We start from the raw sequence: 13,519 nt of genomic DNA, 5'->3' as shown, positions 1-13,519 counted from the left end.
ACCTGGCGCTGACGACTCTCCGGACCTCACCATGTCTGATGACTCGACACAGACGCTCGAATCGGGTGCGTCCGCTCAGCCGTTCCGGGCTGGATACGCCAGCCTGCTCGGCAGGCCGAACGTCGGGAAGTCCACGCTGCTCAACGCCCTGGTCGGCAGCAAGCTCGCTGCCGTTACGAGCAAGCCGCAGACGACGCGGAACCGGATCTCGGGGATCCTGACGACATCGCGCGCGCAGTTCGTGTTTCTCGACACGCCAGGTGTGGTGGAGCCACGATACCGCCTCCAGCAGCGCATGGTCAAGATGGCGTTCGATGCCGCGCGCGACGCAGACCTCGTCCTCTATGTCATCGACGCCAGCACCGCGCCCCACCGCGCAGACGATGTGATTCTCCAGCAGCTCCCTGGGCACCGAGGACCCGTGTTGCTCGTCCTGAATAAGATCGATCGCATCGCCAAGCCGCTGCTGCTACCGATCCTCGACGAGTACGGGAAGCGAGACCTCTTCGCCGAGATGGTGCCCGTGGCTGCCCGGCGTGGCGAGGGTCTGAACCGACTCCTCGACTGCATGGAGAAGTACCTTCCTGAGAGCCCCATGCTCTTTCCACCTGACCAGATGAGCGAGCTCCCGGAGAGATTCTTCGTCGCGGAGACGATCCGCGAGAAGGTGTTTCTGCGCACGCGCCAGGAGGTCCCGTACGCCTCGTCCGTCGTGATCGAGGAGTTCGTGGCAGAGGAAGGCGCGAACCGCATCTACATCCGCGCATCAATCTACGTGGAGCGTGCGAATCAGAAGATGATCGTCGTCGGTCGGGGAGGCGAGATGCTCAAGTCCATCGGGCAGTCGGCGCGAGAAGACATTGAGCAGTTCCTCGGCACGAAGGTCTTCCTCGATCTGTGGGTCGGTGTTCGTGAAGGCTGGCGCGAGAAAGACGCGATGCTGCGCGAGTTCGGGTACGAATGACCCACAGGTGCACACCCGCAGCCCATCTGCTGAGCATTGTCACCGCCTTTGCGACGGCGCTCCTGCTGACGCCAGCGCGTGACAGCCACGCCGCGTCCAACGCGCCGCTGATCCGCATTATCCGAGCAGGCAGCTCCCAGACGGAACGCTTCGCGCGGGAGTGGTCGCGAGTCTTGGAGGCAGCCCGCCTTCCAAGGGACGTGGTGACAGCGGGCGACGTGCGCGTCGGGAGTCTCGACGGCGTGCGCGTCGCGGTGCTCGCCCACACGCCGGACCTTCCGCCTGCAGCCGGGCGCGAGCTGGTTCGCTTCGTCAGAGCCGGCGGGAAAGTCATCGTCTGCTATTCGCTGCCGAGCACGTTGGCGGGGCTGCTTGGCATCGAGGGCTCGACATGGCGGCAGGAACGCGAGCCCGGTGAGTATTCGGCGATCCGGTTTGAGCGCTCGTTCGCGGGTTCGCCGGAACGGGTGCTGCAGGGCTCGTGGAACGTCAACGTGCCGAGAGCGACGAGCGCACAGGCGATTGGCTACTGGGAACGCGCATCGGGCGAGGACACCGGGCTCCCCGCAGTGACGGTCAATGCGAACGGAGCGTTCATCGGTCACGTGCTGCTGCCGGGAGATCGCGACGCCAAGGTGCAGTTCGTTCGCGCGCTGCTATGTCGTCTGCTGCCCGGCTTGTCGAAGACATGGGTTGAGCCCGCTTTCGACGAGCTCCCGCCCGCGATGCCTTCGGCAGTCGGCGTCAACGATCAGCCGTACGGATCGGAGAGCTCGAACCTCGCGGCTGCGGCGAAGCGAGCACTGGACGCTGGGAGCCCGGGCGACGCACTTGCCCTCGCCTCCCAAGCGCGACGCGCATCGCTCTCGGTGTACTATGCGTCGGTTCCGCCAAAGCCCGATGAGTTCCGGGCGGTCTGGTGCCATTCGGCGTTCGGCGTGCCGGGGCTGACGTGGGACGAAGCCCTTCGTCGCTTGTCGGACCAGGGGTTCAACGCGGTGCTGCCCAACATGCTGTGGGGAGGGCTCGCCTACTACCCGAGCGACATCCTGCCGGTTGCTGCGGAGGTCTCCGAGCGAGGCGACCAGATCCAAGAATGCCTGGACGCCGCTCGCCGCCATGGGATCGCCGTGCACGTGTGGAAAGTCAACTGGGGCCTCTCCACTGCTCCCGACAGCTTCGTCGCTCGCATGCGGGCTGAGAAGAGGCTGCAGCGACACCGCGATGGATCCGAACGGCTGTGGCTCTGCCCGTCGGATCCACGGAACCTGGAGCTCGAGACGGAGTCGATGGTCGAAGTCGTACGACGATACCCGGTGGACGGAATCCATTTCGACTACATTCGGTACCCGGACTCGGATTCGTGCTTCTGCGACGGGTGCCTTGAGCGGTTCCAGCGAGCCACGGGCAAGCTCGTCCGCAAGTGGCCCGCCGATGCCACGACGGGAAGCCTCGCCGCTGCGTTCGCCGATTGGCGACGAAACCAGATCACCGCCCTGGTGCGGGCCGTCAACCAGCGCGTTCGCGAAGCGCGACCCGGGGTTCAGGTGTCGGCTGCTGTCTTCGCGGACTACCCAACGTGTCGCGATACCGTCGGGCAGGATTGGGCGGCATGGATTCAGGAAGGCTATCTCGACTTCGTGTGCCCGATGGACTACACGGACAACGACGCGCGGTTTCGCCGGCTCGTGGAGGCGCAGTTGGGGACGGTCGGCGGGAGGGTGCCGCTGTACCCGGGCATCGGGGCTTCAGCGCCAGGACTGACCTCCGAACAGGTCGTGCGTCAGGTCGTGACGTTGCGCGAGCTCGGGGCGCAGGGCTTCGTCCTCTTCAACTACGACGCGGACGTGCTGTCCAACCATCTGCCGGCGCTGCGCCTCGGAGCGACGTCCGACTCGTCGAGTGCGGCTGATACGACCCGCACCGACCGTTGACAGCGATGTGCCCCAAGTGCTAGATTAGTGTCGAAGACGTTCGGCAGGAGTGCCGACGCATTTTTTGGACCCTATAGCGAGACTGAGTCGCAACATCATACCAGGTCATCTGGTGCGAGGCACTACCGGAACATGACTCTCTCTCAACTCAAGCCCGGGGAATCGGCAACCATCGTCCGAGTGGGCGGAGAGCCCTCGGTCAGAACGCGGCTCATGGAGATGGGACTCCTTCGCGGCGAGCCCGTCAAGCTGCTGAAGTACGCGCCGTTCGGCGACCCGATCGAACTGCTGGTTAGTGGATACCACCTTTCGCTGCGCAAGCACGAAGCCTCTTACATCGACGTCGAGCGCGAAGGCTTCCGCGTAGCGCAGTAGCTTCCGAGGAACGATCCGATGAGGCAGGCCGCTGCGGGCGCAGTCGCCGCCGCGTCTTCCAAGCACGTTATCGCGCTTGCTGGCAACCCGAACTCCGGTAAGACCACGCTCTTCAACGCGCTGACTGGGCTGCGCCAGAAGGTGGGCAACTACCCTGGCGTCACCGTCGAGCGCAAGATGGGTATCCTCCAGCTCGGAACTGCCCTCCACGACGTCCTCGACCTTCCGGGGACATACAGCCTCACCGTCCGTTCGCCCGAGGAACGCATCGCGCGGACCGTTATCCTGGGCGAAGCGAAAGACACGCCGCGAACGACCGTCGTTGTCGTCGTCGTCGATGCCAGCAACCTCGACCGCAACCTATATCTTGCCGGACAGGTGCTCGACCTGGGGGCGCCGACGATCATCGCGCTGAACATGATCGACGTGGCGGAGCGTTCAGGCGTTGTCATCGACGCCCCGGAGTTGTCTCGCAGGCTCGGCGTTCCCGTCGTGCCGATGTGCGCCAGCAGAGGAATCGGAATCGACGGTCTCCTGTCGCTTCTGGCGTCCGGCGATCCCCCGGTTCCGCCCGAAAGGCGATGGAGACTCTCCGAAGGGGCGGAACGCGCTATCGCCGAGGTCGCCGCTCTCCTCCGGTCGGATCGAGGATACACGACGGCACAGGCCGACGCCGAAGCCATTCGGTGTCTAGGCGCTGTGTCCGTCGGGGAGGTCTGGGGACGTCCGACGTCGGAAGCGTTACGCAGCGCCATAGAGACGGGACGCTCCACGCTGACTGCCGAGGGGTTCGACCCGGAAGCCTTCGAGGCGGAAGCCAGATATCGCTGGATTCGGGGGATCACCCGGGATTGCGTGCAACGCCGTGACGCGACCCGACCCAGCCGCAGCGACCGCGCCGATGCGATCCTGACCCATCGAGTCGCCGGCCCGTTGACGTTTCTCATCCTGATGGGTCTGGTCTTTCAGGCGATCTTCGCATGGGCTGCCGTTCCGATGGATTGGATCGACCGAGGAATGACCGCCCTCGCAGCGGCGTTGTCGTCTCGCATGGGTCCCGGGCCCTTCCGAGACCTGCTCGTGGATGGCGTCGTCGCCGGAGTCGGTTCCGTGGTCATCTTCCTGCCCCAGATTCTGTTTCTGTTTCTTTTCATCGGGTTGCTGGAAGACACCGGCTACATGGCGCGCGCCGCGTTCATGATGGACCGGCTGATGCGGCGCGTGGGCTTGCACGGCAAGGCGTTCATCCCCCTCCTGAGCTCGTTCGCGTGCGCCGTGCCGGGCATCATGGCGACTCGGACCATCGAGAACCGGAAGGACCGGTTCGTCACGATCCTCGTCGCGCCGCTAATGACCTGCAGCGCTCGCCTGCCTGTCTATACGCTCATCATCGCGACTTTCATCGCGGGGTCTGCGATGACGAAGGCGTTGGTCTTGGGAACCCTCTACGCGGCTGGCGTCGTCATCGCCATCGGTGTCGCGCTGCTTCTGAAGAAGACGCTTTTCCGCAGCGAAACACCGGCGCTGATTCTGGAACTGCCTCCCTATCGACTGCCGAACATCCGGTCGGTTCTGCTGAACATGTGGGACCGCGCGCGGATGTTCCTTCAACGGGCTGGAACCGTGATCCTGAGCGTGTCTGTGATCATGTGGTTCCTGGCATCCTATCCCAAGTCGCCGGTCATCGCGGGCGAGTACGCGTCGCGTCGCGATCTGATCGCCGCCGAACAAGCGTTCGACGTAGACGAGCAACTCGCGTCGCTGGAAGCGGAAGAGGCGTCCGCCATGCTGCGCGTCAGCTTCGCAGGTAGACTGGGAAGCCTGATGGAACCGGTCATCTCGCCGCTGGGCTTCGACTGGAGGATCGGCATCGGCATCTTGTCGTCGTTTGCCGCCAGAGAGGTGTTCGTCAGCACGCTCGGAACGATCTACAGCGTCGGCGATGTGACCGAGGACACTTCGCCGCTGGCAGATCGTCTCCGGTCTGCCACCTGGCAGTTGGGTCCGCACGCCGGGAATCCCGTGTTCACGTTGCCGGTGGTCGTGTCGCTGCTGGTGTTCTATGTGATCGCGCTGCAGTGCATGTCTACCGTGGCGACGATCTGGCGTGAGACGGGCTCGTGGCGCTGGCCCGTGTTCGCGTGGAGCTATATGGCTGTCCTTGCCTATGCTGCAGCGTTCATCGCGAAGGCGGTGACGACGGCGCTGGTCTAGGCGGTCGAGAGGAGGCGGCTCATGTGGCAGGAAGCCGCTGCGTTCGCCACGGTGAGCGCGGCTGTGGTGGCGCTCATTGCCCAGGGGGTTCGAAGCCGGAAGGGCTCCCATATGCCGTGCGCCGGATGCGGGCAGGCGACGCGCCAACCCGCGCTTCCGTCCTTTGTCCCAGTGGAATCGATTGGGCCCATGGCATCTGAGAGCCACCGGACACGGAGCGACAAGGGCTCGACGGCGACTGTGGAGCGATGACCCGGGGCTCGGTTTTCAGCCGAGTCGGCGAGAGGAGAGTCCGACGATGAACGCCGATGTGATCCGCAAGCTGCCCAGCACGCCTCGCGTGGAGTCGCTGCGTCGCCGCGTCCGCGACGCCATGGAGCAGCCTCCCGCCGAGTTCCGCTGCCCACCTCGCATCGACGAGGCGCACATGTCGGAGCCATTGGCGGTCCGAAAGGCGCTCGCGATTTGCGCCAAGCTGGAGGCGATGCCGACCGATCTGTGGGACGATCAGCTCATCGCCGGATCGATGACGCTCGAGAACCCACGCATCCACGCCGAACGCGGGTTCCCAGACTACGTGACTCCCGAGGAGAAGGCTGCGGCATCCAGCCGGGGACTGAGCATCCATTCGGTCTTTGGTCACATCGTCCCGGACTACCCTCGCCTGCTCGGCAGGGGGCTCCGCGCCATCGCCGAAGACGCCCGGCGCCAAGCGACGTCGGCACGGACCCAAGACGAACTCGCCTTTCTTCGGTCGGTGGAAATCGCGTGCGACGCTGTCTGCGATTTCGCCGATCGGCTGTCGCAGCGCTGTGACTCCGAAGCCGAACGCGCTGACCTGACGCTGGAGCGCCGCGTCGAGCTTCGCACCATGGCGGCGAATCTGCGGCAGGTTCCCAGCGAACCAGCCCAGACGTTCTGGCAGGCGCTGCAGAGCGTGTGGCTGCTCCACATGATCTTCCACTCGACCATGAACGGGAACGCCGTCGGGCGTCTCGACCAGTACGCCGCTCCCTACCTCGAGACAGATCTCACGCAGGGAACCATCGACCTCGGCTTTGGCGCGGAGCTCGTCGACTGCTTCACGCTGAAGTTCAACGAGCGAGCCAAGACGACCGACGATCAACGCCCTGAGGCGCGCGAGGATGAGCCCAAGGGCCCAAGCAGCAAGACGCGGCACGACACATCCTCCCAGCGCGGAACCCGTCGCGACAGCGTCGATGCCACAAACCACTGGCTGCAGAACATCATCGTCGGCGGCGTGACGCCGAACGGCGACGACGGCACGAATCCACTCACGTTCTTGCTGCTGGAGAGCTACCGACGGAACCGGATGACGAATCCGCTGCTTACGGTGCGCGTCCACCGGCGGTCGCCGGAGGAACTCATCCGCGCGTCGTGCGAAGTGCTGAAGGACGGTGGCGGAATGCCGGCGTTCTTCAACGACGAAGCGCTAGTTCCGGCTCTCATGCGCATCGGGATCGACCAGCCCGACGCGCGCGACTACACGAACGACGGCTGCTGGGAAGTGATCATCCCCGGGCGGACCGACTTCCGGTTCCAGCGTCTGAGCCTGATGCTATGCCTCGAGAGGGCGCTGAACCGAGGGAACCATCGACGAGGCGAGGGCGACCCGCCTCCGGGCACGCACGGACCCGATCCAGGCGATCCGCGTCGTTTCTCGTCCTTCGACGACGTGTGGCAAGCGTTCGAGGAGCAGATCGACGCGATGGTCGGCTACGTCGTCCAGCGCGTGGCTTCGACCGTCGATAACCGATCGACCATCGCGCCCGTGCCACTGCTGAGCGCCCTGATCGAAGGAGCCGTCGAAAGCCGCCGCGATCTCACGGCGGGCGGAGCCCGCTATCGCACGTTCGGTATGCTCGCCGAGAGCGCGTCGCACGCCATCGATTCCCTGACGGCGATCCGACAGACCGTCTTCGAGCGGCGCGAGGCGTCGATGACTGAGCTGTGCGACGCTTTAGACGTGGACTTCGAGGGCTGGGGACCGCTGCGCGCCAAGCTCATTGCCGCGCCGAAGTACGGGAACGATGACCCGGTCGCCGACGCGATGGGACGACAGGTCATCGACGCCTTCACCAATGCCGTGGCGCGGCACGCGGTGTCTCACGCCTCGCTGATCCGCTTTCCATGCGGCGTCGGCACGTTCTCGTGGTACATCGGGATCGGCGAAGGACTGGGCGCGTCGCCCGATGGTCGTCGATCCGGGGAACCCGTCGCGAGCAACTTCTCACCGGCGCTCGGACGCGATGCTGCCGGCTTGACCGCCGCGATCCTGTCCTACTCCAAGATGCACCACGAGAACCTGCCTGCCGGCGGTCCCATCGACCTGCGAGTGGCGCGGCATCTGGTGGCTGGAGAGGAGGGCACGACGCGCATGTCCGGGCTGGTGCGCGGGTTCGTCGATGCAGGCGGCGCGATGATGACGCTCACCGTCGCCGACACGGAGGAGCTCCGCGCGGCTCAACGCGACCCGGACCGGTACCGCTCCCTTCGCGTTCGCATGGGAGGATGGTGCGCCTACTTCACGATGCTCAGCCGCGAGCAACAGGATCACCACATCCGCCGCCAGGAGGGTCGGTCATGACCGATCCGTCTGGAACCTCGGGCGAAGTCCGTGGCGTCGTGTTCGACGTCGATACGTTCGCCGTGCACGACGGTCCCGGCGTGCGCATGGCGGTCTATCTCAAAGGCTGTCCGCTGACGTGTGCATGGTGCCACAGCCCGGAGTCGCAGGACGCCGACCCCGAGCTCGTGTTCGCCGGGAGCCGTTGCGCGTTCTGCGGGGCATGCGCCGAAGTCTGCCCCAACGACGTTCACGAGGTCGCAGACGAGCAGCACCACGTCCACTGGGAGAGTTGCGACGCCTGCGGGCGGTGCGTCTCCGTGTGCCAGAACCAGGCGGTCGCCATCAAGGGGTACGAGACCACAGCGGGCGCGGTCATCGATCAGGCGTCGCGGATGAAGGCTTTCTTCCATCATTCCGGCGGCGGCATCACACTGACCGGCGGCGAGGTCACGCTGCAGCACGCGTTCGCTGCGGCGATCGCCCAAGGCTGCCGAGAGCGCGGCATCCATACCGCCATCGAGACATGCGGCATGTCCGCCTGGGAGCCGTTGGCGCGAGTGCTCGAACACACCGACCTCGTGCTCTACGACCTCAAGCTCATCGATGACGAGGCGCACCGGTCATGGACCGGCGCATCGAACCGGCGAATCCTCGAGAACGCGCGCCGCCTCGCGGGACGAAACGTCGAGATTCGCGTTCCGCTGATTCCATCGGTGACGGACACTGACGAGAACGTAGTCGGAATCCTGGACTTCATGCGAGATACAGGTCTGACTGCCATCTCCTTCCTGCCCTACAACGCCTCAGCCGGAGCCAAGTACGAATGGCTCGGAATGCCCTACACCGTGTCCGGCGGAACCCAGTCTCCAGAGCGCCTGGCGAGCCTCCTCCGTCTCGCGGAGCAGACCGGCATCCAGGCGCGTCTGTCGTAGGTTCGGAGCCTTTGACTCGTCTACATGCGCGGTGATAGCATGGCGCGGCTGGTCCGGTCTGCCATCGTCTCGCGCGCATGCTAGGCAAGGTGCATGGACGCGATCGCCCAAAGCATCTTTCAGGGCTTGCTCTTCGTCGTGACTGCCGGCGTGCTGGGTCTCCCGTTCTTTGTCTGGCGGGTTCCGCCACCGTATTACTGGCGGTGTCCGCGATGCGACGGGCACAACCCCGTGGACACTCGTCAGTGCAGCCACTGCGAGTTGATGATCGCTCGCGAGGAGATGCCTCGGCGAACACGTGCCGATTGGCGCGCGCGCGACCTCGTCGCCATCTTCTTCGTGTCGTGGGTCATCAGCTTCATGGTCGGGATGGTCGTCTTGACGGCCATGGGCAAGCTCCCGACCGATACGTCCGAGCCGCGCACGCTGCAAGCGCTCCTTGCCCCGGACATCCTCTGGTCGCTCGAGCTGTTGAAGTCGGCGCTCTTCGCCGTCCTGTGCATCTGGATGTTGAACGGAAGGTTCCGCTGGTCGCTCGAGGACATCGGGCTCCACACAGACGATCTGCGCGGCGCACTCGTGATGGGGGTCGGAGCCGGCGCGGCGGTATTCGCGTTTGGGGAGTTGTTCGAGCTGGCGGCGTCGCTCGTGCCGGTGCTGCGCGAGGAGCGTCAACAGGTGCTTCAACTGTTTCCGACGCAGACATCTGACCCGCTGTGGGTGCTGATTCTCCCGACGGTGCTCGCGCTGGGACCCCTCGGGAGCGAGATCTTCTTCCGAGGCATGCTGCTTCGGATGCTGCGTCAGAAACGCACAGTCCATCTATCGGTGTGGGGAGCCGCCGTGGCGTTTGCGGTGGCGTCCGGATCGGCTCTGTCGTTTGTGCCTCTCGTAGCGCTGGGAGCGGCGAACGGATACCTGTTCGTGCGCTCTCGCTCGCTTGTGCCGGGGATTGTGGCGAGCATCGTCCAAGCCTGCGGATCGTTGGCGTGGCTGGTGCTGCGTGACATTCCCTTGGGTTCCTGACGATCTGCCCATCCCTTCGGAGATGCGCGTGTCGGACGTCGTGCCATACAGCCGGTTCGCGTACGCCTACGACGAGATAATGTCCAACGTCAACTACCGTCGGTGGGTGGACTACGTGATCGATCTCTTCCGGCACTACGAAGTCAAGCCCAGACGGCTGCTGGACCTGGCGTGCGGGACGGGCTCGGTCGCCGTGCCGCTGGCTGAGCGTGGATTCGAGGTCGTGGGGCTCGACCGCGCTCAGGAGATGATGAATGTCGGCGCGGACAAGGCACGCCAGCGCGGCGTCACGGTCGAGTGGGTGCAGGGCGACATGCGTGACTTCTCGTTCGGGGAGCCCTTCGATGCCGTCCTGTGCCTTTACGACAGCATCAACTACGCGCGCGACGCGCGCGAGCTCCGCCAAGTGGTCGATTGCGTGTGGCGTGTTCTCAAGCCAGGCGGTTTGTTCGCGTTCGATGTGACCACGGAGCGGAACATCGTCGAGCACTTCCACATGAACACGTTCGCCGAGAACGAGCCGAGATACTCCTACGTCTGGAAGAACGTCTACTCTCGCCACGACGCCACCTGCTGCACCGAGCTCACGTTCTTCATCGCGCGCCCGGATGGATTGTTCGAGCGACACGTCGAGACGCACATCCAGAGGATCTTCGAAGTCCCGGAGATCAAGGGCATATTGGTCGAGCGCGGGTTCGACTACCTGAGCGCGTTCGACGCCTGGACGTTCTCGCGCTACCACGGCAACTCCGACCGCATCAACATCACCGCGCGGAAACCCACGAGCTCATGAGAGGTCGCCAGAGACAGGCGTCACGCGGTGTGGCGCTGCGACGCGCCCTGGCCGTCGTCGCCTGGCTGGCGGTCGCCATCGGAGGCTTCTGGCTCCTACGCCATGAGGTCGGTTCCGACGCGCTGGCTGCGCGACTCTCCAAGATGGGAAGCTGGGCGCTCCTCGCGTATTGCGCTGCGTACGTATTCATCGCGGCGATGGCGCTGCCCGGTATCCCGCTGACGCTCGCCGGTGGCTACGTGTTCGGCGTGACGGTCGGTGCGTCGCTGACACTGGCGAGCGCCATGGTGGCGTCCAGCGTGAGCTTCCTGATCGCGCGACATGCCGCTGGCGACTGGTTCGATCGAGCGCTGGGATCGCGCGCGCGCGTCGTATGGTCGGGCATAGAGCAGGACGGCTGGAAGTACGTGGTGGTCGTGCGCCTGGTGCCGCTCTTTCCATTCGGCTTGCTGAACTACGCCTTTGGACTGACGCCGATACGGTTCCTGCCCTATGCTGCGGCTTCAGCGGTTGCCATGGTACCCGGCGTCCCGCCTACACGTACTTCGGGTACGCGTCGCGTCTGGTCGCGCAAGGCGCTTCGGCTGATCCGCGGTTCGGGCACGGTCTCCTCGGAGGCTCTACGGTCGCCGGTATGGCTGCAGTCGCGTACCTGGTCATCGTGGCGGTCGTTCGGCGGCGGCGCCTCAAGCGATGAAGGGCTGGCGCTGACGCCAGCCCTCCTCGTTCGCGTTCCCTTGATCGGGTCTACTTCTTGTCGTCGTCGACGACTTCGTAGTCCGCGTCGATCACGTCGTCGTCGGCTCCGTTGCCGCCAGCAGCCTGCTCGGCTCCGCCATCGCCCGGAGCCCCCGCCTGCTGATAGAGCGTCGCCGATGCCTGATACCACGCCTGCTGGAGCTCCTCGGTCGCCGACTTGATGGCTGCCGTCGAGCCACCTTCGAGCGTCTCCTTGAGGGTCTTGAGAGTCGTCTCGACGGTTCCCTTCACGTCATCCGACAGCTTGCCTTCGAACTCCTTGAGCTGCTTCTCGGTCTGATAGGCAAGCTGCTCGCCACGATTGCGCGTATCCACTTCCTCGCGCTTGGCGCGATCTTCGTCGGCGTGGGACTCGGCGTCCTTGACCATCTGATTGATCTCTTGCTCGCTGAGCCCGGACGAAGCCGTGATCGTGATCTTCTGCTCCTTGCCGGTCGCCGTGTCTTTTGCCGAGACGTTGAGGATGCCGTTCGCGTCGATATCGAACGTCACATCGACCTGCGGCACGCCTCGAGGAGCCGGTGGGATGCCGTCGAGACGGAACCTGCCGATCGTCTTGTTGTAGGCAGCCATCTCGCGTTCGCCCTGAAGCACGTGGATATCGACGCTCGTCTGACCATCCTCGGCGGTCGTGAACACTTGGTTCCGCCGCGTCGGAATCGTCGTGTTGCGCTCGATGAGTTTGGTCATCACGCCGCCAAGCGTTTCGATCCCGAGCGAAAGCGGCGTTACGTCGAGCAGCAGGACGTCCTTGACGCCTTCGTCACCGCTGAGCACCGCGCCCTGGACAGCCGCTCCGACCGCAACGACCTCGTCGGGATTGACGCCCTTGTGCGCCTCCTTGCCGAAGAACTCCCGTACCACCTGCTGGATCTTGGGCATGCGCGTCATGCCGCCGACGAGGACGACCTCGTCGATGCCGTTTGCCGTCACCTTGGCGTCGGCAAGCGCCTTGCGGCACGGCTCGAGCGTCCGGTTGATCAGTTCCTCGGTGAGTTGTTCCAGCTTGGCGCGCGACAGCGGTACGTTCAGGTGCTTGGGTCCGCTGGCGTCTGCTGTGATGAACGGCAGATTGATGTCGGTGGACATCGAGCTGGAGAGTTCGATCTTCGCCTTCTCAGCGGCTTCCTTGAGTCGCTGAAGCGCCATCGTGTCCTTGCGCAGGTCGATCCCGTTGTCGCGCTTGAACTCGTCGGCGAGCCAGTTGATGATGACCTGGTCGAAATCATCGCCGCCCAGGTGGGTGTCGCCGTTGGTCGACTTCACCTCGAAGACGCCGTCGCCGATCTCAAGGATCGAGATGTCGAACGTCCCGCCGCCGAGGTCGAAGACGGCGATGCGTTCGTCCTTCTTCTTCTCGAGGCCGTAGGCGAGCGATGCCGCCGTCGGCTCGTTGATGATTCGCAGGACGTCGAGCCCGGCGATCCTGCCCGCATCCTTCGTCGCCTGTCGCTGCGCGTCGTTGAAGTAGGCTGGCACCGTGACGACTGCCTGCGTGACCGGCTCGCCGAGGTAGTCCTCCGCGGTCTGCTTCATCTTCTGGAGCACCATCGCGGAGACTTCGGGCGGTGTGTACTCCTTTCCGGCCGCGCGCACTTTGACCCCGCCGCTGTCGGCGCGGACCGCCTCGTACGGGAACTGGGCGAGTTCGTTGGTGACCTCGTTGTAGTTGCGTCCCATGAATCGCTTGATCGAAAACACGGTGTTCTTGGGATTTGTCACTGCCTGTCGTTTCGCCGCCTGGCCCACGAGCCGCTCACCGTCCTTGGTGAACGCCACGACCGAGGGCGTTGTGCGCGCACCTTCCGAGTTGGCGACGACAACGGGCTTGCCGTTCTCCATGATCGCCACGCACGAGTTCGTCGTTCCCAGATCGATCCCTATGACTTTGCCCATCGGTGACGGATTCCCTTCCTGTCAGGTGCGCATTGC

11 protein-coding genes are annotated in these 13,519 nt (G+C 64.7%); 10 read left to right on the top strand and 1 reads right to left on the bottom strand.

The window, feature by feature from the left end; all coding sequences use genetic code 11:
* Positions 1–31: 31 nt before the first annotated feature.
* The 10 genes from FJZ36_00685 to FJZ36_00640 all read left to right on the top strand — a co-directional run bounded on the left by FJZ36_00685 (position 32) and on the right by FJZ36_00640 (position 11,748).
* Positions 32–964 (top strand): GTPase Era, encoded by a 933-nt coding sequence (locus FJZ36_00685; GenBank protein MBM3213424.1) that lies wholly within the window; start codon positions 32–34, stop codon positions 962–964.
* Positions 961–2,898, top strand: a complete 1,938-nt coding sequence (locus FJZ36_00680) for a hypothetical protein (GenBank protein MBM3213423.1) — start codon at positions 961–963, stop codon at positions 2,896–2,898. The genes FJZ36_00685 and FJZ36_00680 overlap by 4 nt, the downstream gene beginning before the upstream one ends.
* A 132-nt stretch (positions 2,899–3,030) precedes the next feature.
* Positions 3,031–3,273 (top strand): ferrous iron transport protein A, encoded by a 243-nt coding sequence (locus tag FJZ36_00675; GenBank protein MBM3213422.1) that lies wholly within the window; start codon positions 3,031–3,033, stop codon positions 3,271–3,273.
* 18 nt (positions 3,274–3,291) lie between these two features.
* Positions 3,292–5,487 carry a ferrous iron transport protein B gene (feoB, locus tag FJZ36_00670; protein MBM3213421.1) on the top strand — a complete coding sequence of 732 codons (2,196 nt, stop codon included), beginning with the start codon at positions 3,292–3,294 and terminating at the stop codon, positions 5,485–5,487.
* Positions 5,488–5,508: 21 nt separating this feature from the next.
* On the top strand, positions 5,509–5,739 hold the full coding sequence (locus FJZ36_00665) for a hypothetical protein (GenBank protein ID MBM3213420.1): 231 nt from the start codon (positions 5,509–5,511) through the stop codon (positions 5,737–5,739).
* A gap of 46 nt (positions 5,740–5,785) precedes the next feature.
* Positions 5,786–8,095, top strand: coding sequence for a hypothetical protein (locus FJZ36_00660; GenBank protein MBM3213419.1), 2,310 nt, complete (start codon positions 5,786–5,788; stop codon positions 8,093–8,095).
* Complete coding sequence (locus FJZ36_00655; GenBank protein MBM3213418.1) at positions 8,020–9,009, top strand: glycyl-radical enzyme activating protein; 990 nt, start codon at positions 8,020–8,022, stop codon at positions 9,007–9,009. Before FJZ36_00660 ends, FJZ36_00655 begins: the two co-directional genes overlap by 76 nt.
* 93 nt (positions 9,010–9,102) lie before the next feature.
* Entirely contained in the window at positions 9,103–10,035 is a 933-nt protein-coding gene (locus FJZ36_00650) for a CPBP family intramembrane metalloprotease (GenBank protein MBM3213417.1), read from the top strand.
* The gene (locus tag FJZ36_00645; protein ID MBM3213416.1) at positions 10,013–10,828 is read left to right on the top strand and encodes a methyltransferase domain-containing protein; all 816 of its coding nucleotides are present in this window, start codon (positions 10,013–10,015) and stop codon (positions 10,826–10,828) included. The genes FJZ36_00650 and FJZ36_00645 overlap by 23 nt, the downstream gene beginning before the upstream one ends.
* Positions 10,825–11,748, top strand: coding sequence for a TVP38/TMEM64 family protein (locus tag FJZ36_00640; protein MBM3213415.1), 924 nt, complete (start codon positions 10,825–10,827; stop codon positions 11,746–11,748). The genes FJZ36_00645 and FJZ36_00640 overlap by 4 nt, the downstream gene beginning before the upstream one ends.
* Here FJZ36_00640 and dnaK read toward each other — a convergent pair.
* A complete protein-coding gene (gene dnaK, locus FJZ36_00635) occupies positions 11,576–13,483 on the bottom strand; it encodes a molecular chaperone DnaK (protein MBM3213414.1) in 1,908 nt (635 codons plus the stop codon). The genes FJZ36_00640 and dnaK overlap by 173 nt on opposite strands.
* Positions 13,484–13,519 lie beyond the last annotated feature (36 nt).

The organism is Candidatus Poribacteria bacterium (assembly GCA_016866785.1).
Taxonomy (GTDB): Bacteria; Poribacteria; WGA-4E.
The sequence above is the reverse complement of the archived record's forward strand: the minus strand, read 5'-3'. Positions and strand labels throughout refer to the sequence as shown.